This window comes from Phenylobacterium sp. (assembly GCF_022402485.1).
In the GTDB taxonomy this organism is placed as follows: domain Bacteria; phylum Pseudomonadota; class Alphaproteobacteria; order Caulobacterales; family Caulobacteraceae; genus Phenylobacterium.
This window is the reverse complement of the sequence record NZ_JAKRSA010000010.1, coordinates 39908-58356: the sequence shown is the minus strand read 5'-3', so window position 1 is coordinate 58356 and position 18449 is coordinate 39908. Positions and strand designations below refer to the sequence as shown.

Below are 18449 nucleotides of genomic sequence, written 5' to 3'. Positions count from 1 at the left end.
CCTACAGCCCCATCCGCCTGGCACGGGCGGCGATGGTCAGGGCCAGGCGTTCGGCGATCAGGCGATCGGGGCTGCCGGTGGTCTTGCAGGCCCGGTCGGCGGCCAACATCTCGGGCTGCACGGCGTCCAGGGTTTCCAGGCTCCAGGCGCGGGCCTGGCGCAGGAATTCCCGCTCGTTCTTCCAGAACACCCCTGAGGCCTTGGCGGCCTCGGGCAGGCCTGCCCCGCTCTTGACCAGGGTCAGGGTGCGCCGCAGTCGCCCAAGGTGCTGGCTGAGCGCCCGGACGGCGGCGGGGCCGGCCTCACCTTCCGCGGCGGCCCGGCGCAGGCCCGCCTGAGCCTCGGCGATCCGTCCCCCAAAGGCGTCGGAGGCGGCATCGGCCAGGGAGGCTTCGGGCTCGACGCCCAGAAAGTCCTCCAGCTCCTTCGGCCCGGCGGTGATCCCGCTGCGAGGCCCGAGATAGAGGATCAGCCGCTCGATTTCCTGCCGCGCCACCCCCCGGTCCTTGGGCAGGCGGGCCACGAACAGGGCCAGGCCATCGGCATTCAGCCCCACCCCTTCGGCATTCAGCGCCTCGCGCACCAGGCGGGCCATGTCGCCGGGTTCGTCCTCGTAGCAGGGGATGACCGCCACCGTGGCGGCCTTCTCGGCGATCTTCCGCAGGCCAGACTCCCGCCCGAGATTGCCCGCCTCAATAAGAAAGAAGGCTTCGGGATTGAACGCGCCCTCGGCGTGGGCCTTCAAGGCCTCGGCGGCCATCTTGTCCAGACTGGCCTTCTCGCTGGAGAGCTTCAGGCGCACCAGCCGCCGCCCGCCCATCAGGGACTGAGAGGCGAGCTCGTTATCCAACCGCCCTGCATCGCCGTCGATGTCTCCATCGGTGAGCAGGGCTACGTCGAAGGGATCATCGGGATTGGCGACGGCCTTGGCGGCCAGCTGATTGGCCCGCTCCCGGACGATGCCTATGTCGCGGCCATAGATCACGGCGGCACAAATGCCGGGATCGAGTCGCGCCAGGAAGCGCTCGATGTCCGGTCGCCGGCTGAGAATCATGCCGGCCAGCGCCTCACGGGGCGTCCTGCTGGGCGAACCAGGCGGCCAGCTCCAGCTGAATGCGACGGGCAGCCTCGGCGGCGGCCCGTTCCTGGGCGTCCTGCTGGGCGGCGACCGAGGCATAGGGCTGATCGGCGGAGTCGTAAGTCAGCTCCACCCGCACCCGCCCCACCTTGGCCGGGGTGTCGGTGGCGTTTTCCCGCAGGGTATAGGCCGCTGTCAGGACGTATTCGTAGCGGGTGGCCACATTGTCCACCCGGAGTCCCCGGGGGAACCGCTGCTCGGAGAGATCAAGGTCCAGCCGCCAGGCTGGCGCGCCAGGACGGGTGGCCAGGGCCTCATCCAGGGCTTCCCCGACCAGATAGCCGACCCGACCCCGCGGCGCGGCCACCTGGATGTCCGCAAGCCCCGAGGTGACCCCGGGCTGGGCGTAAAGGGGTGAGAACCCGCAGGCCCCCAGGATCAAGGTGGCGCAGGCCAGGGCCAGGGCGGCGGCGAGGCGGGGGGGCATGGTCATCACATTCAAAGTCTTGAGCGCGTCTCGTCCGATCACCGGTTCCCCCTTACCGGAACGCGCCCTAGCTGGCCACGATGTTGACGATCCGGTCCTTGACCACGATCACCTTGCGGATGGTCAGGCCTTCCAGGCGACGGGCGATCTCGGGGTCTTCCAGCACCATCTTCTCCACCTCCGCAGGCTCGGCACCGGCCGGGGCGCTGATCTCGCCGCGACGTTTGCCATTCACCTGCACGGGCAGAATCTTGACCGCATCCTCGGCCAAGGCGGGATCATAGTCTGGCCAAGGGGCGACGGCCACAAGCCCCTGGCCGCCGACGGTCGCCCAGCATTCCTCGGCCAGGTGGGGCGTAAAGGGGGCGACCAAACGGGCGAACACCGACAGGGCTTCGCGCCGGGCCGACAGCACCGCAGCGCTCGCCCCCTGGGCCGGATGAGCCTTGAGAACATTGAGGAATTCGTACAGCCGCGCGATGCCGGAGTTGAACCGGAAGTCGTCCACCGCCTCGGTCATGGCCTTGATCAGCCGGTGACTGGCCCGGGTCAGGGCCTTAGCCGCCTCGTCAGGTTCGGCGAAGGCGGCGTCACCGGGCTGGCTCTCAAACTCGGCCCAGACCCGGTTGACGAAGCGCCAGGCGCCCTCGACCCCGGCGTTGGACCACTGGGTGTCGCGCTCCGGCGGACTGTCGGACAGGACGAACAGGCGCGCGGCGTCCACCCCATAGACCTCAAAGATCTCCTCTGGGGCCACCGTGTTCTTCTTGGACTTGGACATCTTTTCGATGTCGCCGATCACCACCGGCTCGCCGGTCTCAATGAGGACGGCGCGGCGGGTATTGCCGCTGGCCTCGATCTCGACCGCGCTCGGCTCAAGCCATTCCCCAGACTGCCGGCGATAGGTCTCATGGGTGACCATGCCTTGCGTGAACAGTCCAGCGAAGGGCTCCTTCACCGACAGCTGGCCCTGGTCGGCCAGGGCGCGGGTGACAAACCGGGCATAAAGCAGGTGCAGCACCGCATGCTCGATGCCCCCCACATACTGATCCACCGGCAGCCAGTAGTCGGCGGCGGCCTTGTTGATGGCCTCATCAGCGTCGGGGTCGGTGAAGCGAGCAAAGTACCAGGAGGAGTCGACGAAGGTATCCAGGGTGTCGGTTTCCCGCTGGGCTTCACCGCCGCAGGTCGGGCAGGCCACGTGCTTCCAGGTGGGATGGCGATCGAGGGCATTGCCTGGCTTGCCGAACTCCAGGTCGTCAGGCAGGGCGACGGGCAGCTGGTCCTTGGGCACGGGCACGACCCCGCACGTGGGGCAATGGATCACCGGCACCGGGCAGCCCCAGCCCCGCTGGCGGGCCACGCCCCAGTCGCGCAGGCGGTAGACGGTGGCGCCTTCACCAAGGCCCAGCTCCTCGATGCGGGCGATGGCCGCAGCCTTGGCGGCCTCGATCTCCAGGCCGTCCAGGAAGCTGGAATTGAAGATCACCCCAGGACCGGTATAGGCCTCAGCCCCCACGGCGACGCTGGCGGGGTCCTGGCCCGGCGGCAGCACCACCGGCGTGACCGGGAGGTTGTACTTGCGGGCGAAGTCCAGGTCGCGCTGGTCGTGGGCCGGGCAGGCAAAGATCGCGCCCGTGCCGTAATCCATGAGGATAAAGTTGGCGATCCAGACTGGCAGCTTCCAGTTGGGATCGAAGGGATGGGCGACGGTGAGGCCGGTATCCAGGCCAATCTTCTCGGCGGTCTCGATTTCGGCGGCGCTGGCACCGCCCTTGCGGCACAGGGCGATGAAGTCCGCCACCTTCGGGTCGGCGGCGGCCAGCTGTTCGGCCAGGGGATGGTCGGGGGCCACGCCCACAAAGCTCGCCCCATAGAGCGTGTCGGGGCGCGTGGTGTAGACGTTCAGGCCGGCTTCAAAGCCAGCCGGCGGCGCACTGGCCCAGGGAAACGCGAACTTCAGGCCCTTGGAGCGGCCGATCCAGTTCTCCTGCATCAGCCGGACCTTGTCGGGCCAGCGGTCCAGGGTCTTGAGCCCTTCGATCAGATCATCGGCATAGTCGGTGATGCGCAGGAACCACTGGTTCAGCTTGCGCTTTTCCACCACCGCGCCTGAGCGCCAGCCGCGCCCGTCGACCACCTGCTCATTGGCCAGCACCGTCTGGTCGACGGGGTCCCAGTTGACCAGGCCCTCCCGCCGGTAGACCAGGCCAGCCTTGTAAAGATCGAGGAACCAAGCCTGCTGCTTGCCGTAATAGGCCACATCGCAAGTGGCAAACTCGCGGCTCCAGTCGATGGACAGGCCAAGCTGTTTCAGCTCGTCGCGCATCCTGGCGATATTGTCATAGGTCCAGGCCCGGGGGTCGACGCCGCGCTCCATGGCGGCGTTCTCGGCGGGCAGGCCAAAGGCGTCCCAGCCCATGGGGTGGAGCACATTGAACCCCCGGGCCCGCTTGAACCGCGCCACCACGTCCCCCAGCGCATAGTTGCGCACATGGCCCATGTGCAGGCGTCCGGAGGGATAGGGGAACATCTCCAGCACATAGTATTTCGGCTGATCGGGTCTGATCTCCGCCTTGAAGACCTCGGCCCGGTTCCAGGCCTCACGCCACTTGGGCTCGACATCCTTGGGATTGTAACGGGCCATCGCAGGCAGCCTTCACGGTCTGGTTCAGTTCAGGAAACCGAGACCGGCGAGCTTTTGGGCGCGCCAGCCTCGACGGGGGCGGCGCGTTCTACTGGACAGGCTGAACGCGCCCCGGGCGTTAGCCCGAGATGTTCGAAAGTCGAAGCTGCCGGGCCCGGGTCAGGATGGCGTTCTCCAGATCCACTTCGGTCTGGGCCGAGGGGGGAGCGTCGGTCCATTGGCCGTCAGCACCGCGGACCTGCTTGAACAGGGCGACGTTCAGGCCATCGGCCCGCAGGCGGGAGTCCAGGATGTAGACCGTGGCCTTGAACCGCTCATTGGGGGTTTCCGGGACAGTGTACCAGTCGGTGATGATGATGCCGCCAAAGGGGTCGGCCGAGACCAGGGGCATGAAGGTCAGAGTGTCCAGGCTGGCGCGCCACAGATAACCGTTCACCGAGATGGCGGCGGTCTGGGCCGCTGGCGCGTCCCCGCGGCCAAACAGGCCCCGGCGCTCGCCTTCGCTGTTCGACGCACAGGCCGAAAGCGAAATCAGGCTCAGGGCTGCAACACCGACCGAGATCTTGGAGAACCGAGCTCCGCGCACAAACGGCATGTTATCCGTCTCCAGTCTAGATTTCCGCGTCGTCGTCGCGCCGCGGCGCCGCCCCGCGCCGGCGCCCTCTATAACAACCCGATTGCAGGCGCCAAACAGGAATCGCGTGGCCCCGGCGCCACATGAACGGGCCTTTATTCTGTGCGGGGGTGTCAGTCTCGCCATGGTTGGTTGACCCCGGCCTCGGCGCCCCTCTAATCGGCATAACGGCTGCCGACGGAAGAACCAGAAGCAGCCAATGGGGCGCAGGGGGCCCTTGAGACGGTGAAGTTGTCCATTCGGACCTTGGTTTTGAGCGTGACCGTGGCGACCCTTCTCGGGTCGACGGCGGCGCATGCCCAGACCGATCGGTCCAAGGGCATGGATTTCACCGTCCGCAGTGAGGCTCTGCCGCAGGGGGGAAAGACCCTGAAGTGGGGCCTGCAGAACGGACGTTGGGGTGTGTCGCTCAATCTCGGCCAGCCCAGCGGACGCGATGTTCAGCTCAATGACGTGGAAGCCGGCGCCTTTTTCAGCGTCACCCGTAGCCTGCGGGTCGGGGGCGCGGTCGCCTTGGGCGAACAGGAAGAGCCGACGTTCAAGAAAACCCAGCCCACCGACGGCACACCGCGGGTGCGGCTTGAGACGGCCCTGAAGTTCTAGGGCTGCATTAGGATTTGCGCCTGGGCATAAGCCCTTCCACCGCCGCCAGACCCACAACGCCCGAGGCCAGCAGCCGCCGGGCGTTTTTCGTATGAATGCCCCCGAGGGCATAGACGGGCCCCTGGGCCGCCCGCGTCAGGGCCGCCAGCCGCAGGGAGCCAAGGGGTGCGCCTGCACTGGGGCTCTTGCTGGGGAAAATCGCCGAGACCACCACCGCATGAGCGCCACGGGCCAAGCCGGTCCGGGCCGCAGCCAGGCTGTGGGCCGCCGCTGTCACGATCCAGCCTGGTTGCGCCTGGCGCAGGCCCCGGGCCCTGTGCGCTAGACGCTCGGGCAGATGCACCCCATCGGCGCGGCAGGCCAGCGCCAGGGTGGCGTCGGCCCCGATCAGCAGCTTGACGCCTTTTGCCCTCGTCAGTCGCCGCAGGTCCTGGGCCACCTGCAGGCCATCGGCGGCCCCAAACGCTCTGAAGACCACAGCTGCCCCAGGGGGAAGGGCGGCGGCGGCAGCCAATGGGTCGGGAGTGCGGACCGGGTCGGTAAACAGCAACAGCGGCGGCAGGGGCTTTTGCCGGCGCGCCTGGCGGCTTAAGGACCAGGCGGTCCGCTGCAGGTCCCAGAAGTCGAAATCAGCCCCCATGCCCGACGCCCCCTTTGATTCCGCCGCCGCTCGCGCCCAGGTGCTGGACAAGATTGCTGCCGCCGCCACGGCCCGTGCCCGCCCGCCGAGCGATGTGACCCTGGTGGCGGTTTCCAAGCAACAGCCGTGGGAGCCGGTGGCTCAGGTCCTCGCCGCTGGCCAGACCGTGTTTGGCGAGAACCGGGTCCAGGAGGCGCAGGCCCGCTGGGGAGATCATCGGCAGGGAGTCGAGCTGCGCCTGATCGGGCCCTTGCAGACCAACAAGGTCGCCGAGGCGGTCGCCCTGTTCGATGTGATCGAGACCCTGGACCGAGAGAAACTGGCCCGGGCCCTGGCTGAGGAATTCCGTAAAGGGGGCAAGACCCTTCGACTCTATGTTCAGGTCAATACCGGCGAGGAGCCCCAGAAGGCGGGCGTCGCCCCCGCCGAGGCCGATGACTTCATCGCCCTGTGCCGGAACGCGCTTGGGCTGAACCTTGAGGGCCTGATGTGCATCCCGCCTGCCGATGCGCCCCCGGGTCCTCACTTTGCCCTTCTGGCCAAGATCGCGGCGCGCAATGGTCTGTCCAAGCTCTCCATGGGCATGAGCGGCGACTATGAGACCGCCGTGCGGTTCGGGGCCACCAGCGTTCGGGTAGGCTCGGCCCTGTTTGGCGCGCGCACCCCCGCTTGAGGCCCTAGTCTGTCGGCGGCGCAGCGGCGATCTCCAGGGCGTCTCCGGGTTTGGCCGCGGCCAGCACGGCCTCCAGATCCGGGCGGGACAGGGCGATACAGCCCTCCGTCGGGGCATAGTCTGGCCGTGCCAGGTGCAGAAAGATCGCAGAGCCCAGGGGGGCGATGGGCGGGTCATCATTGTGCCCCAGCACCACCACCAGGTCATAGACCCCATCCTCCCGCCAGAGAGCCTCGTGGCTGGCCGGGAAGGGCCGCTGAACGGGCTGGTTGTAGGACGGGTGGCCGGGATCATCACACCAGCCGTCGTTCAGACCAATGGGGCGGACCTGCAGATCCGTGCGCGGCGCAGGCCCCCGGTCGGGGCGATAAAGCACATAGCGAAGGGGCCAGATGCCGATGGGTGAGGCCCCGTCCCCCTCCCGCTTTTCCGCAGCGGGCCGCATGCCGCCGCGGCCTATGGCGCAGGTCAGGGCTGGGCCGGTCCAGTTGAAGCGGCCGGCGGAATCGGCGCGGAAAATCAAAGCCCTGCCTCCAAAACTCTTTGCCCGGACCGACCAATACGGTGCATGTTTCGCCCCATGGCCCCGAGAAAAACCCTGCTGATCATCGATGACGACGACGACCTGCGCGGTGCCGTCGCCGAACAACTTCAACTGCACGAGGAGTTTGTCGCTGTCGAGGCGGCGACCGGTGCCGAGGGCGTGCGTATGGCCCAGGACGTGCGGCCCGACCTTGTCCTGCTGGACGTGGATCTGCCGGACATGAATGGACGGGAGGTCTGCAGGGCGCTCCGACAGCAAGGGGTCTCTGCCCCCGTCATCATGCTGACCGCTGCAGCCTCCGACGAGGACACGGTCCAGGGCCTGGAGGCCGGGGCCAATGACTATGTCACCAAGCCCTATCGTTTCGCGGTCCTGCTGGCTCGGATCCGAGCCCAGCTGCGCAGCCACGAACAGTCCGAAGGGGCGGTTTTCCAGCTGGGGGGCTACGAGTTCCGCCCGTCGGCCAAGACCCTGATCGCCCAGGGTCAGCGCAAGATCCGGCTGACCGAGAAGGAAACCAACATCCTGAAATACCTCTACAGGGCCGGCGACAAGCCGGTGTCCCGGGAGGAGCTGCTGGCCGAGGTGTGGGGCTACAATGCCGGTGTCACCACCCACACCCTGGAAACCCATGTCTATCGCCTGCGCCAGAAGATCGAGCCGGACCCGGGCAATGCCCGCCTGCTGCTGACCGAGGCCGGCGGTTATCGCCTGGCACCCTAAAGCTGTTTTGTAGCTTTCCAGGACGCCAGTGTGGTTCTCGGCGGTTGAGCTCTACTCCCTTGAAGCCAGAGCGAAGGCTCGCTTGATGCGGGTAGCCTTGGAGCGCAATCGGAAAGCGCCCAAAAGCTGATTTACAGGTGTAGAAAACACCCATAGCGTCCCTAAATCGGGAGCGAAGCCATGAGCAAATACGATCCTTTGGCGACCTATCTTCAGCGGCAGCCTGGCGACCGGGTTGCGCTGACCTTCGCCGAAATTGAGACGGTCATTGGGCGGCCACTGCCGGCGTCAAAGCGCTATCCGGCCTGGTGGAGCAACAGCCCGACCAACAATCCCATGACCCGGGTCTGGCTTGCAGCGGGCTTTATAACCGAACAGGTGGATATCCCTGGCCAATGCCTCACCTTCCGGCGGGCAAAGCCTCTGGGGTTGCCCGCCGCCCCGGGGGGACTGGACCGCTATCCTGGCTATGGGGCCATGCGCGGCACAATCCGGTTTGCCGCCAACCTCGATCTTGCGGCTGCGGCGGACCCGGCCTGGGGGTCGCGGGGATGAGTGCCCCGATCCTGCTCGATACCGGTGCCTTGCTCTGGATCGGCAACGGAGAGCCGGTCAGTGATGGTGCGCGCACAATCCTGGACGAGACCTGGCGGGCGGGGATCGCGCCCAGGGTCTGCCCCATGAGCGCGTGGGAGCTGGGCCTGCTCGAATCCCGCGGGCGGCTGAGCCTGACCAGTCCGGCTGACCGCTGGTGGATGCGGGCCTGTGAAATGATGCGGTTGAGCGTCTGCGAGCTGTCACCAGACATTTTGCTGCACGCCAGCACCCTGCCGGGCGCGCCGCCCCCCGACCCGGCCGACCGGATCATCATCGCCACGGCGCGGCAGCTTGGCCTCATTCTGATGACGCGGGACCGCCAGGCACTTGCCTATGCCGAGGCCGGCCATATCCGGGCGGTGGCCTGCTAAAGCCCAAGGTCAGCGGTGACGGGGGCGTGGTCGCTGGGACGCTCCCATTCACGGACATCATCATGCACCCGGGATGAGGCCGCGCCGGTGCGGAACGCCGCCTCCCGCAGGCCTGGGGTGACCCAGATGTGATCCAGGCGCAGGCCGCGGTTGGACTGGCGGAAGTCCGCCGCCCGGTAACTCCACCAGGAAAACAGCTTCTCAGGCTCCGGTGTCGCGGCCCGAGGCAGGTCGATGAAGCCCAGGGATTTCTGCAGGGTGTCCATGGCGGCCACCTCCACCGGCGTATGGCTGACGATCTTCGACATCTGGCGGTGGCTCCAGACATCGAACTCCCCGGGTGCCACGTTGAGATCCCCCAAGATCACCAGGGGGGCCTTGGGGTCGCGCCGGCCCATCTCGGCGGTAAGGGTCTCGAAGAAGTCGAGCTTGTGGTCGAACTTGGGGTTCTGGAGGCGGTCGGGGACATCGCCGCCGGCCGGCACATAGAAGTTCTGGATCTCGATCCCAGCCACCTTGGCCGACACGCAACGGGCGTGACCCTCCCGGCAAACCTTGAGGTCGGGGGCCTCCTCAATGGGCAGGCGTGAGGCGATGGCCACCCCATGCCAGCCCTTCTGGCCGGCGATCTTCACATGGGGCAGGCCCATGGCGACGAAATCGGCCATGGGGAACTCGCCCGCCTGACACTTGATCTCCTGCAAGCAGAGCACATCGGGGGCCTGCTCATCGACAAAGCGGGCGACCTGTTCGGCGCGGAGGCGGACGGAGTTGACGTTCCAGGAGGCGATACGAAGGCGCATGGCAGGGGTTTAAGCCAGGCCGAGCCATAAGAAAACGCCCGGGGACTGGAGAACCCCGGGCGCTAAGTCATTCGTCTCTCATGCCGCCGCCGGGAGGGGATAGGTTCCGGAACGGCGCTGCCGCTGGGCCACGGCCCTACATCAGCGATGCGTGTCATAATTGCCACGAAGACCATAAAAGTCAAGCCAGAATCATGATGATTCTTGCCTGTTGTCAGATTGTCACATTCGCGGCTGGCCTGGGCGCAGGTTTCGCGGATCCTTCAGGACAAACAGATTGTCATCGAGGCTGGCCACCTTCTCCAGCCGGGTCAGCCGAACCCGGGTGCCCTGGCCCTGCGGGTCGGTGATCGTCCAGCCGACCAGCTGCATGGGCGTGTTGGCGAAGGTGAGCGTGATCTGACCCTCGGCCTGCTTCTTACCGTCCCGGGCGGTGATCGAGAACCCGTCGGCCAGGCGGTTGACCCGGGTGACCTGCACGCCCCGATCCAATCGAATCTGCCGGGCGAGAAAGAGCGACAGCGGCGTGGCCCCCAAGGGATAGGACTCGAAGGTCTTCAATTTGGAATTGGCCACGGAGACCAGGTTCCCGTCCGACACCACCAACAGGCCCGACGGCGGAGCATAGGCAAACCGCGCCTTGCCAGGACGCTTCAGGAAGATCTCCCCCTGGGTGGTCACGCCGCGGGGATCGGTCTGCACAAAGCTGCCCTTGGCTTGGGTCAGCCCTTCCAGATAGGCCACGGCGCGGTTGACCAGCGCCTGGTCGGCGGCGGGCAGGGCGGCGGCGGCCGGCCCAGCGCGCATCAGCCCGACCAGAGGCGCAGTGGCGAGGCCTAGCGCCAGGGCCCGGCGGGTCGGGTCGGGGGTGCGGATCATCACATCGGCTCCTTGGGTTGCGCAAACAGTCTATCGCCTGCGCACGGCGTCAATAGGGCGGAGGCCAGGGGTTGTCGGCTTGGCCTGTGACCAGGGTGTGGGCAAACGGCTTCGCCTGGGCTTCGTTCCAGCTCACCGCAGCCTCTGTTGGCGTTCATCCCTAGCCGAGGGCCGATGAATGGGTCATGTCCAGGACGTTCAGTCCTGTGCCTGGAGCCTGCCTTGACCACCCTTTGCCGCGACCGCGCCTGGATCGACAGGGCCGTTCAGACCATCGAAGCCGACTTCAACCGCTCGGCCGACACCCATCTGCTGCGCGCACCCCTGGCGGGGGGCATCGACCTCTATTTTAAGGACGAATCCACCCACCCCACGGGCAGTCTCAAGCACCGGCTGGCCAGGTCGCTCTTTCTTTACGCCCTGTGCAATGGCTGGATCGGCCCGCGCACTGCGATCATTGAAGCCTCCAGCGGGTCAACGGCGGTGTCGGAGGCCTATTTCGCCCGCCTGCTGGGCCTGAGGTTCATCGCGGTGATGCCGAGGTCGACCTCGGCGGAAAAGGTGGCGCAGATCGCCTTCCACGGGGGCGAAACCCACTTCGTTGACGCCGCACACGAGGTCTATGAGGCGAGCGCCCGCCTCGCCGCCGATCTCGGCGGCCACTACATGGACCAGTTCACCTTCGCTGAGCGGGCCACCGACTGGCGGGGCAACAACAACATCGCCCAGTCGATTTTCAGCCAGCTGGCCCAGGAGCCGCATCCGGTCCCGGCCTGGATCGTCGCCGGGGCCGGCACCGGCGGCACCACCGCCACCCTGGGCCGGTTTATCCGCTATAACCGCGCCCCCACCTACCTCTGCCTGGCAGATCCGGAAGCCTCGGTCTTCCACCGCCATGTGGCTGACCGGGCAGTAACCACCAGCGCCGCCAAGGGCTCGATCATCGAAGGTATCGGCCGGGCCCGCTGCGAGCCCTCTTTCAATCCGGAGCTGATTGACCGGGCTATCGCCGTGCCTGACGCCGCCAGCATCGCCGGCGCGCGGGTCGCCTCGCGCCGGCTGGGCCGGTCCTGCGGGGGCTCTACCGGCACCAATCTCTGGGCCTGCGCCCAGGTTATCGAGGCCATGGCCGCCCACGGCGAGACGGGTTCGGTGGTCACCCTGCTGTGCGACTCCGGCGAGCGCTATGCCAGCACCCTGTCCAACCCCGATTGGCTGGTGGCGGCCGGTATTGAGGCGGGCCCCTATGAGGCGGCCCTGGAGGCCTTTTTCGATACCGGCCGGTTTTCGATCTAACCCTAGGTTTGGAGTGTCTTGCGGCCCGGCACTAGTCGGCGGGCCAGGGCTGGCGGGCGCCGCCCAGACGATGGGTCACCCCGCGGCGCATGACGAAGGTCACCCGTTCCAGCTCGGTCACATCGTCCAGGGGGCTGGCCGCCACCGCGATGATGTCAGCGGTCTTTCCGACTTCCAGCGTGCCGAGGCTGGCCGACAGGCCCAGCAGGTCTGCGGCGTCCAGGGTAGCGCTGCGAATCGCCCGGGCCGGTGTCATGCCGGCGTCGACCATCATCTTGAACTCTGTGGCGTTGTCTCCGTGGGCCGAGACCCCGGTGTCTGTGCCAAAGGCGATCTTCACCCCCGCCGTCGCGTACTGTTCGATGTGCTTGGCATAGGCAATGCGGGCGGCTTCTTCGGCCTTGGCCAGCACGGCGGGCGGGCGCTGGCCGGCCCGCGCCTGGGCGACGGCGGCTTCCGGGGCGATCATGGTCGGCACCAGATAGGCACCGGTCTTGCGGAACAGGGCCAGGGTTTCAGCATCGGTGAAGGTGGCGTGCTCAATGGAGTCCACCCCGGCCCGCAGGGCACCTTCGATGCCGTCCTTGCCGTGGGCGTGGGCGGTAGCCTTACGGCCAAAGGCGTGGGCGGTCTCGACGATGGCCTTCATCTCACCATCGAACATCTGCCGACCAAGCCCGCCGGCCACATTGGACAGAACCCCTCCGGTGGCCGCGAACTTGATGACCATGGCCCCCTGCGCCACCTGTAAGCGGACCGCTCGCCGGCAATCCTCAGGACCATCGCAGGTGTGGACCGCCTCGGCCCGCTCCAGGGCGGCATAGCGGGGCGCCAGACCATTGGCGCTGTCCCCATGACCGCCGCTGATGGAGATCATCCGCCCGGCATTGATGATCGTCGGCCCTTCGATCAGCCCCCTTTCGATCCCGTCGCGCAGGGCGGTGATCGCCGCAGGCTCAGACCCCAGGTCGCGCACGGTGGTGAAACCGGCCGCCAGGGTGCGGCGGGCATTATCCAGCCCCACCACGAACCGGTTCTCCGCGCCACGGGTCATGGCCTCCAGCCGCGCCGCGGTCTTGTCGTCATCGGAGAAGATGTGGACATGGGCGTCGATGAGCCCGGGGAGGACGAACTGATCCTTCAGGTCAATCAGCCTCGCCCCCTCCGGAACGGGGGCGTGACCCTCAAGCACCTGCGCGATGCGCCCGTCTCTCACCACCAGGGTCGAGGGGCCCCGGGGGGCTTCCCCCGGTTGATCCAGCAGGGCGCCGGCATGGATCACGATGTCTGAGGCGGGGGCTGCAAGGGCTGCGTGGGTGGTTGCCCACAGGCAGAGGCTCAGGGCAGCGCAGGCAATGGGGCGCAACATGGGTGTCAGGATCCCGAAATCAGACCCAAAGGGCCCAGAGGCCGGGCAGTCTAGCGGCGAACCGGCCTTGGTCCAGGGTGACGGGGCCTGTGGCTACTTGATCACCAGCCCTTGGCCGGTGGGCAGTTCCAAAATCCGGTAGCCCCGCTTCAGCATCCACTGCACTTCGGCGATCATCTGGTCCTGATAGGCCATCCAGCCAAAGTCATCGAGGATCAGGATTCCGCCGGGCGAGATACGGTCAAACAACACCTCCAGCGCGCCGATCTCGGCGTCGGCGTTGTTCAGGTCCAGATGCATGAAGGCGATCTTCTCAGGTGCGGCCACCGCCAGGCTGTCAGGCACCCGGCCCTGGGTGATGGTCACATTGGACATGTCGGAGAACCGTGCGCGCACCTGGTCCACCAGGGTCTCGCTGTGCTCCAGCATGCTGTGATGGGGCATGGACTCGTCGTGCTGGAACAGGTCGTAGAGATAGTAGTGCCGAGGCATATCGGCGAAACCAACGACCTCGGAAACGATCCGCGCGGAGTTGCCCTTGTAACAACCGCACTCGACGAAATCGCCCTCGACCCGCAGGGCTGTGCGCGCCGCCCACACCAGGGTCACGATCCGCCACAGGGCGCCACGCTCGGCCACGGTCTCGGCGTTGCGCAAAAAGGCGTCCATCAGGATCTTGTCGTCCAGAAAGCCCAGGCGCTTGCCCATGGTGATCAGGTTGTCGCCCACAAACAGCCCGTGAGGATTGATCATGGCTTCGGCGATACCCTCGACGGCGGTCTTGATCGGCGCGAGGTTCGTCACCCCATAGAAGGCCCGGGACACGATCACCGTGGGGTGTACGAAATCATCAAGGGCAGGCATGGCGTCTCCGCAAGCTAAGGGCGAGCCTGATTTACCACGCCCCGACCGGTGCGCCACAGACTCTCAAGGGTTAAGCGCTTAGCCAGCGCCGAGGGCGGCGCTCGCCCAGATCCCGCCGCTCGCCGGCTCCGAGGCCCAGGGCCCGCATCCGCACGAGGGAGAGCGGCGCCAGGGCCTGAACAGGTTCTTTGCCCCCCGCCGGGCTGGCGGCCACCCGCAGGCCAAGGCTCAAGGCCATATCCACCGCCACCCACTCGGCCTGGGCCCGGTCGGCCCGGCCAATGGCGAAGAACCGCTGGTCCTGATCGCCGCTCCCGGCGGGCTCCAGCAGGACCGCCACCACCCAGCCAGCCGGAGCGCGGGTGTCGAGCGGGCGAGGATCGGGTGTGGGGTCGGTCATGGGGCGAGGTTCCGATCATGGATGGGCCACCAAGCCAAGTCGTCTTGACGCTCCCCTGGTATTTTTCCGCCGACGCCCCATCTAGGATAAAGCGTCATCGGACGTGTGCCGCGTCTCAGGCGGTCGATCCCCTCCGATGCGGCGCAGTCTCGGTTTCCCATGTCCCCGCTTCTGATCGTGGCCGCGCTCTGCGTTGTCACCGCCATTCTGGCTCCCGTCGCCTTTTCCCTCTTGGGTCTGCGCGGACGCTAGCGCCCGTTCCCCAGAGCGCCCTCCCTGCACGACCAACCCACCTTCTTTCCGCGGCGAGCGCCGCCCCTGGAGACCTGCCATGGCCAAGGGCCAGAAAAAATCCAACCGTGAAGTCCGCAAGCCCAAGCAGGCGGCCGCCGCCAAGCCCGAGCCGGCGACCCGGTCGTTCCTCGACCCCGCCGGGGCCGCTCCCGGAAAGAAGCGCTGATCACCTGGCGCGGCCTGTGAGCGCCGCGGCTTTCGACATTCATCACCTCACCACCTACCGCTTCGCCCGGCCGGTGGTGTTGCACCCCCATCAGCTCAGGCTTCGCCCCCGCGACAGCCTTGAGCTCGATGTCGTGGACTTCCAACTTCGCTGTTCCCCCCTGGCCGATCTCGCCTGGAGCCAGGACGTGTTCGGAAACCTCTGCGCCGTCGCCCGGTTCGCCGAGCCCACCGCGCAGCTGACCCTCGAGACCCGCCTGCGGGCGGTCTCCAGCGCCCCACCCTGGCCGGTGATCAACCTGGCGCCAGAGGCCCACACCTACCCGTTCGCCTATGACCCCCAGGACGCCGATAATCTGGCCCGCCTTTGCCTGCCCCAGCCGGACCCCGATGTGGCCCGCTGGGCCCACGGCTTCGTCGCCCGCCCCGGCACCGACACCCTGTCCCTACTGAAGGACCTCAATGCGGGGGTTCTGGCGGCGGCGACCTACCGGGTCCGGGAGGAAGAAGGGGTGCAGAGCCCTGGAGAGACTCTTCGGTTGGCCAGCGGCGCCTGCCGGGACCTGGCGGCGCTGTTCATCGCCGCCGCCCGCCAGCTGGGCTTCGGCGCCCGGGCGGTCAGTGGCTACATGTTTGACCCCGACCTGACCGACCGGCAGGCCGATAGCACCCATGCCTGGGCCGAGGTTTATCTGCCGGGGGCTGGTTGGATCGCCTTTGATCCCACCCACAGACGCCTGGGCGCTGCGGGCCTCATTCCCCTGGCGGTCGGGGCCGCGAGCGACCAGATCATGCCGGTTTCCGGCAGCTTCGCCGGGGACGCGTCAGATGTCCTGGGCATGGATGTCCAGGTGCGGATTGCCCCCGCCCCCTGACGTGGCCGCGCCCGCCCGATCCGGGAGGCCTGACGCCTTGCTCTCGTCACAACCTTTTGGCACGCTAAAGGACAGGAACCCCGCAAGGACTGCCCCATGACCCGTCAAAGCCTCCGCGCTGTGCTGCTTTCCACCCTGGCGGTCGCCAGCCTGAGCGCCACGGCCGCCCTGGCCAACCCGGCCGCCGACAAGTGCGCGGCCGGTCTCTCGCCCGAGGGCAAGCTGATGCACACCACCGTGGCACCCCATGTGAAGCCTGACTCCGATATCGAAAAGCTGATGCGTAGCCGACTGCGCGGGCTGGTCATCGGCGGCAAGCTGACGATCAAGACCGCAGAAGCCAATGGTCAGGCGGTGGGCCGCTGCCTGAGCCTGCTCAAGGGCTAAACCCTGGCGGGGACCCTGATGGGTCATGCGGCCTAGGTTTTCCGCAGCACGCCTGTGGCCAGGACGGGGATCAGATAGCCTGCCAGCAGCCCGGTATTGGGGACGATGTTGAGGGCAAACCCCGTGGCCGCCGACAGGGCCCCGTCGATCAGATACCATCCCACCACTGACACCGTCAGCCATCGCCAGACCGGCCCGGCCCGGTCCCCCAGCAGGTCGATGGCCTTGAAGGCCGCCTCCAGGGTGAGCCACCAGCCCAGGGTCACCGCCCCGATGAGGGCGATGGAGAACCGCAAGGTCGCAGGCATCTCCAGGGGCAGGGCCTCCCCCACCAGGGCAAAGATCATCCGCACCGGCCCGCTGGTGGCTTCGAAGGCCCCCCCGGCCAGGATCACGCCAAACCCGGCCACCGAGAGCCGCCACGCCGCCATCCACTGTCGCCAGAACCCCGTCATCGAAACCTCCTGCTGAGCTTTGCCTGAGGACAGACTGGCCCAGTCGTCCGCCGGGTCCAATGACATGATGGGTCATGACCTGCGGTCTTCGAAATCCCTTGCGCTGGGTCTGACCCTGCGCCCCCAATCCTTGGACCTGCAGTCAGGACTTCGGAGAGGATCAGCTATGAGTGAACAGGCAGGTGGTCTGGGTAAGGCCGCTAGACGGTGGCTGGGCAAGCTGGAAGGGGATCTGGGCCCCGCTGAGCGCCGGGTCCTGACCAAGGCGGCCGACCGCAGCCCGGTGAGCCGGGACATCAACGAGACCTTTGCCGACGAACAGACCTTTGGTCAGCGGCTGGCCGATCAGGTTGCCGCGGTGGGGGGGTCGTGGGTCTTTATCCTGGGATTTGGTGCCTTTCTCAGCGTCTGGACCCTGCTCAACCTGACCCTGGGGCGAGAGGCCTTTGACCCCTTCCCGTTCATTTTCCTGAACCTTTTGCTGTCCATGCTGGCGGCAATCCAGGCCCCGTTCATCATGATGAGCCAGAACCGGCAGGCCGCGAAGGACCGGATCAGCGCCGCCCACGACTATGAGGTGAACCTCAAGGCGGAGATCGAGATCATGGCCCTGCATGACAAGCTCGATCAGATGCGGGCCAAGCAGCTCGAAGCCATCCTCGCCGGCCAGCAGGCGCAACTGGACCTGATCAGGACATTGCTGGCCCGGGACACCCGTTAGGGCGGGGCGGCTCGCTCTGCCCCTGGGGCACGAAAGATTTGCAAGTAAGAATAAGTCGCATTATTGTGGGGCTTGGCGAACAAGCTGAAGCCCAGCCCAAGCAGTGGCGACCATGGCCCAGGTCAAGATCGATCTCACCGGTGTTCCGGAAACCATGCTCTGGCCCCTGTGGAACCGGGCTGCCGAACATGCCCGACGCGATCGCCTGATCGAGGACCCCATGGCCGCAGGGCTGGTGGCGGCCATTGACTATGACTTCCACCGGATGTTCGGGGCACCCAACGTCCTGCATGCCATCCGGGCGCGGGTTGGGGATGACCTGATCCGGACCTATTTGCGCCAGACGCCGAACGGCACGGTGATTGCCCTTGGGGAGGGGCTCGAAACCCAGTTCTGGCGGATCAATAGCCCTACGGCCCGTTGGATCAGTATTGATCTTCCTGAGGCGATCGAGGTCCGCAAGGCGATGCTGCCGCCGGACCCGAGGCTCCATCACATCCCCTGTTCGGTGCTCGATCCCCGCTGGATGGACCTGGTGCCGCCGTCGCCGGCGCCCTTTATCTCCGCGGCCGGGCTGCTGATGTACTTCTCCCCATGGGAGGTTCGCGGCCTGCTTGGCCAGATCGCCAATCGGTTTCCGGGGGCGGAGATCTATTTCGACATCATCCCGCCCTGGCTCTCGGACAAGACCCTGAAAGGCTATCAGGTCACCCCGGCCTACCGGGCTCCGCCCATGCCCTGGGGGATCAGCGTCGACGCGATCGGCGGGCTTCTGTCTACGATCCCCGGGCTTGAACCCTTAAGCGTCAGGACCTTTGCGGAGCCCTATCCTGCGCGCATGAAAATGGCGGGATGGCTGTCGGCCATCCCGCCTCTTCGTAATCAACTGGCACCGGGTCTGGTCCATGCCAGGGTGGCCAGCGGCTAGAGCCCCCTCAGACCTG

Annotated in this window: 23 protein-coding genes; 11 read left to right on the top strand and 12 right to left on the bottom strand. The window is 66.8% G+C overall.

Annotated elements, in window-relative coordinates; translation table 11 throughout:
• Position 1: 1 nt before the first annotated feature.
• The 4 genes from holA to MH112_RS02680 all read right to left on the bottom strand — a co-directional run bounded on the left by holA (position 2) and on the right by MH112_RS02680 (position 4807).
• On the bottom strand, positions 2-1054 hold the full coding sequence (holA, locus tag MH112_RS02695) for a DNA polymerase III subunit delta (protein WP_296563464.1): 1053 nt from the start codon (positions 1052-1054) through the stop codon (positions 2-4).
• A gap of 13 nt (positions 1055-1067) precedes the next feature.
• Positions 1068-1571 (bottom strand): LPS assembly lipoprotein LptE, encoded by a 504-nt coding sequence (gene lptE, locus MH112_RS02690; RefSeq protein ID WP_296563461.1) that lies wholly within the window; start codon positions 1569-1571, stop codon positions 1068-1070.
• A gap of 61 nt (positions 1572-1632) precedes the next feature.
• Positions 1633-4212 carry a leucine--tRNA ligase gene (gene leuS / locus MH112_RS02685; protein ID WP_296563458.1) on the bottom strand — a complete coding sequence of 860 codons (2580 nt, stop codon included), beginning with the start codon at positions 4210-4212 and terminating at the stop codon, positions 1633-1635.
• Between the two features lie 118 nt (positions 4213-4330).
• Positions 4331-4807 (bottom strand): DUF3576 domain-containing protein, encoded by a 477-nt coding sequence (locus MH112_RS02680; RefSeq protein WP_296563456.1) that lies wholly within the window; start codon positions 4805-4807, stop codon positions 4331-4333.
• A 303-nt stretch (positions 4808-5110) separates the two neighbouring features.
• On the opposite strand from MH112_RS02680, the gene MH112_RS02675 reads away from it, so the two are divergent.
• On the top strand, positions 5111-5449 hold the full coding sequence (locus MH112_RS02675; RefSeq protein ID WP_296563453.1) for an NtrZ family periplasmic regulatory protein: 339 nt from the start codon (positions 5111-5113) through the stop codon (positions 5447-5449).
• Positions 5450-5456: 7 nt separating this feature from the next.
• Here MH112_RS02675 and MH112_RS02670 read toward each other — a convergent pair whose 3' ends face one another.
• On the bottom strand, positions 5457-6089 hold the full coding sequence (locus MH112_RS02670; RefSeq protein ID WP_296563450.1) for a thiamine phosphate synthase: 633 nt from the start codon (positions 6087-6089) through the stop codon (positions 5457-5459).
• On the opposite strand from MH112_RS02670, the gene MH112_RS02665 reads away from it, so the two are divergent.
• The gene (locus MH112_RS02665) at positions 6088-6762 is read left to right on the top strand and encodes a YggS family pyridoxal phosphate-dependent enzyme (protein WP_296563447.1); all 675 of its coding nucleotides are present in this window, start codon (positions 6088-6090) and stop codon (positions 6760-6762) included. The two genes, MH112_RS02670 and MH112_RS02665, sit on opposite strands and share 2 nt — an antisense overlap.
• A gap of 4 nt (positions 6763-6766) precedes the next feature.
• Here the strand turns inward: MH112_RS02665 and MH112_RS02660 are convergent, their stop codons facing one another.
• On the bottom strand, positions 6767-7285 hold the full coding sequence (locus MH112_RS02660) for a L,D-transpeptidase family protein (protein WP_296563443.1): 519 nt from the start codon (positions 7283-7285) through the stop codon (positions 6767-6769).
• Between the two features lie 57 nt (positions 7286-7342).
• Between MH112_RS02660 and MH112_RS02655 the strand changes: the two genes are divergently transcribed.
• The 3 genes from MH112_RS02655 (at position 7343) to MH112_RS02645 (ending at position 8997) form a co-directional block, all read left to right on the top strand.
• Positions 7343-8029, top strand: a complete 687-nt coding sequence (locus tag MH112_RS02655) for a response regulator transcription factor (RefSeq protein ID WP_296563440.1) — start codon at positions 7343-7345, stop codon at positions 8027-8029.
• 180 nt (positions 8030-8209) lie between these two features.
• Positions 8210-8584, top strand: a complete 375-nt coding sequence (locus MH112_RS02650) for a hypothetical protein (RefSeq protein WP_296563438.1) — start codon at positions 8210-8212, stop codon at positions 8582-8584.
• Positions 8581-8997, top strand: a complete 417-nt coding sequence (locus tag MH112_RS02645; protein WP_296563436.1) for a PIN domain-containing protein — start codon at positions 8581-8583, stop codon at positions 8995-8997. Before MH112_RS02650 ends, MH112_RS02645 begins: the two co-directional genes overlap by 4 nt.
• Here MH112_RS02645 and xth read toward each other — a convergent pair.
• Both xth and MH112_RS02635 read right to left on the bottom strand, forming a co-directional pair.
• Complete coding sequence (gene xth, locus MH112_RS02640; protein WP_296563433.1) at positions 8994-9800, bottom strand: exodeoxyribonuclease III; 807 nt, start codon at positions 9798-9800, stop codon at positions 8994-8996. The genes MH112_RS02645 and xth overlap by 4 nt on opposite strands.
• Before the next feature lie 222 nt (positions 9801-10022).
• Positions 10023-10679 carry an outer-membrane lipoprotein carrier protein LolA gene (locus tag MH112_RS02635; RefSeq protein ID WP_296563431.1) on the bottom strand — a complete coding sequence of 219 codons (657 nt, stop codon included), beginning with the start codon at positions 10677-10679 and terminating at the stop codon, positions 10023-10025.
• 222 nt (positions 10680-10901) lie between these two features.
• On the opposite strand from MH112_RS02635, the gene MH112_RS02630 reads away from it, so the two are divergent.
• Complete coding sequence (locus tag MH112_RS02630) at positions 10902-11975, top strand: PLP-dependent cysteine synthase family protein (RefSeq protein ID WP_296563426.1); 1074 nt, start codon at positions 10902-10904, stop codon at positions 11973-11975.
• 31 nt (positions 11976-12006) lie between these two features.
• On the opposite strand, the gene MH112_RS02625 is transcribed toward MH112_RS02630, so the two are convergent.
• From MH112_RS02625 to MH112_RS02615, 3 genes are all read right to left on the bottom strand, one after another.
• On the bottom strand, positions 12007-13344 hold the full coding sequence (locus MH112_RS02625; RefSeq protein ID WP_296563424.1) for an amidohydrolase family protein: 1338 nt from the start codon (positions 13342-13344) through the stop codon (positions 12007-12009).
• A 93-nt stretch (positions 13345-13437) separates the two neighbouring features.
• A complete protein-coding gene (locus tag MH112_RS02620; protein WP_296563421.1) occupies positions 13438-14208 on the bottom strand; it encodes a TylF/MycF/NovP-related O-methyltransferase in 771 nt (256 codons plus the stop codon).
• Positions 14209-14278: 70 nt separating this feature from the next.
• Positions 14279-14608 carry a hypothetical protein gene (locus MH112_RS02615; protein ID WP_296563418.1) on the bottom strand — a complete coding sequence of 110 codons (330 nt, stop codon included), beginning with the start codon at positions 14606-14608 and terminating at the stop codon, positions 14279-14281.
• A 331-nt stretch (positions 14609-14939) separates the two neighbouring features.
• On the opposite strand from MH112_RS02615, the gene MH112_RS02610 reads away from it, so the two are divergent.
• The 3 genes from MH112_RS02610 (at position 14940) to MH112_RS02600 (ending at position 16329) form a co-directional block, all read left to right on the top strand.
• Positions 14940-15068, top strand: coding sequence for a hypothetical protein (locus tag MH112_RS02610; RefSeq protein WP_296563415.1), 129 nt, complete (start codon positions 14940-14942; stop codon positions 15066-15068).
• 16 nt (positions 15069-15084) lie between these two features.
• Positions 15085-15942 (top strand): transglutaminase family protein, encoded by an 858-nt coding sequence (locus tag MH112_RS02605; protein ID WP_296563412.1) that lies wholly within the window; start codon positions 15085-15087, stop codon positions 15940-15942.
• Positions 15943-16038: 96 nt separating this feature from the next.
• Positions 16039-16329, top strand: coding sequence for a hypothetical protein (locus MH112_RS02600; protein ID WP_296563407.1), 291 nt, complete (start codon positions 16039-16041; stop codon positions 16327-16329).
• A gap of 32 nt (positions 16330-16361) precedes the next feature.
• Here MH112_RS02600 and MH112_RS02595 read toward each other — a convergent pair whose 3' ends face one another.
• Positions 16362-16784, bottom strand: coding sequence for a hypothetical protein (locus MH112_RS02595; protein WP_296563405.1), 423 nt, complete (start codon positions 16782-16784; stop codon positions 16362-16364).
• A gap of 166 nt (positions 16785-16950) precedes the next feature.
• Between MH112_RS02595 and MH112_RS02590 the strand changes: the two genes are divergently transcribed.
• Together MH112_RS02590 and MH112_RS02585 are read left to right on the top strand one after the other, a co-directional pair.
• A complete protein-coding gene (locus MH112_RS02590) occupies positions 16951-17505 on the top strand; it encodes a DUF1003 domain-containing protein (RefSeq protein WP_296563402.1) in 555 nt (184 codons plus the stop codon).
• Positions 17506-17617: 112 nt separating this feature from the next.
• Complete coding sequence (locus MH112_RS02585; protein ID WP_296563400.1) at positions 17618-18433, top strand: class I SAM-dependent methyltransferase; 816 nt, start codon at positions 17618-17620, stop codon at positions 18431-18433.
• Positions 18434-18449: the final 16 nt, after the last annotated feature.

Coding starts and splice junctions, on each gene's coding strand:
- MH112_RS02645 (WP_296563436.1), top strand. CDS start 8,581: ATGAGTGCCCCGATCCTGCTCGATACCGGTGCCTTGCTCTGGATCGGC.
- MH112_RS02650 (WP_296563438.1), top strand. CDS start 8,210: ATGAGCAAATACGATCCTTTGGCGACCTATCTTCAGCGGCAGCCTGGC.
- MH112_RS02655 (WP_296563440.1), top strand. CDS start 7,343: ATGGCCCCGAGAAAAACCCTGCTGATCATCGATGACGACGACGACCTG.
- MH112_RS02585 (WP_296563400.1), top strand. CDS start 17,618: ATGGCCCAGGTCAAGATCGATCTCACCGGTGTTCCGGAAACCATGCTC.
- xth (WP_296563433.1), bottom strand. CDS start 9,800: ATGCGCCTTCGTATCGCCTCCTGGAACGTCAACTCCGTCCGCCTCCGC.
- MH112_RS02595 (WP_296563405.1), bottom strand. CDS start 16,784: ATGACGGGGTTCTGGCGACAGTGGATGGCGGCGTGGCGGCTCTCGGTG.
- MH112_RS02590 (WP_296563402.1), top strand. CDS start 16,951: ATGAGTGAACAGGCAGGTGGTCTGGGTAAGGCCGCTAGACGGTGGCTG.
- MH112_RS02665 (WP_296563447.1), top strand. CDS start 6,088: ATGCCCGACGCCCCCTTTGATTCCGCCGCCGCTCGCGCCCAGGTGCTG.
- leuS (WP_296563458.1), bottom strand. CDS start 4,212: ATGGCCCGTTACAATCCCAAGGATGTCGAGCCCAAGTGGCGTGAGGCC.
- MH112_RS02635 (WP_296563431.1), bottom strand. CDS start 10,679: ATGATCCGCACCCCCGACCCGACCCGCCGGGCCCTGGCGCTAGGCCTC.
- MH112_RS02615 (WP_296563418.1), bottom strand. CDS start 14,608: ATGACCGACCCCACACCCGATCCTCGCCCGCTCGACACCCGCGCTCCG.
- lptE (WP_296563461.1), bottom strand. CDS start 1,571: ATGACCATGCCCCCCCGCCTCGCCGCCGCCCTGGCCCTGGCCTGCGCC.
- MH112_RS02680 (WP_296563456.1), bottom strand. CDS start 4,807: ATGCCGTTTGTGCGCGGAGCTCGGTTCTCCAAGATCTCGGTCGGTGTT.
- MH112_RS02625 (WP_296563424.1), bottom strand. CDS start 13,344: ATGTTGCGCCCCATTGCCTGCGCTGCCCTGAGCCTCTGCCTGTGGGCA.
- MH112_RS02610 (WP_296563415.1), top strand. CDS start 14,940: ATGGCCAAGGGCCAGAAAAAATCCAACCGTGAAGTCCGCAAGCCCAAG.
- MH112_RS02670 (WP_296563450.1), bottom strand. CDS start 6,089: ATGGGGGCTGATTTCGACTTCTGGGACCTGCAGCGGACCGCCTGGTCC.
- holA (WP_296563464.1), bottom strand. CDS start 1,054: ATGATTCTCAGCCGGCGACCGGACATCGAGCGCTTCCTGGCGCGACTC.
- MH112_RS02600 (WP_296563407.1), top strand. CDS start 16,039: ATGACCCGTCAAAGCCTCCGCGCTGTGCTGCTTTCCACCCTGGCGGTC.
- MH112_RS02620 (WP_296563421.1), bottom strand. CDS start 14,208: ATGCCTGCCCTTGATGATTTCGTACACCCCACGGTGATCGTGTCCCGG.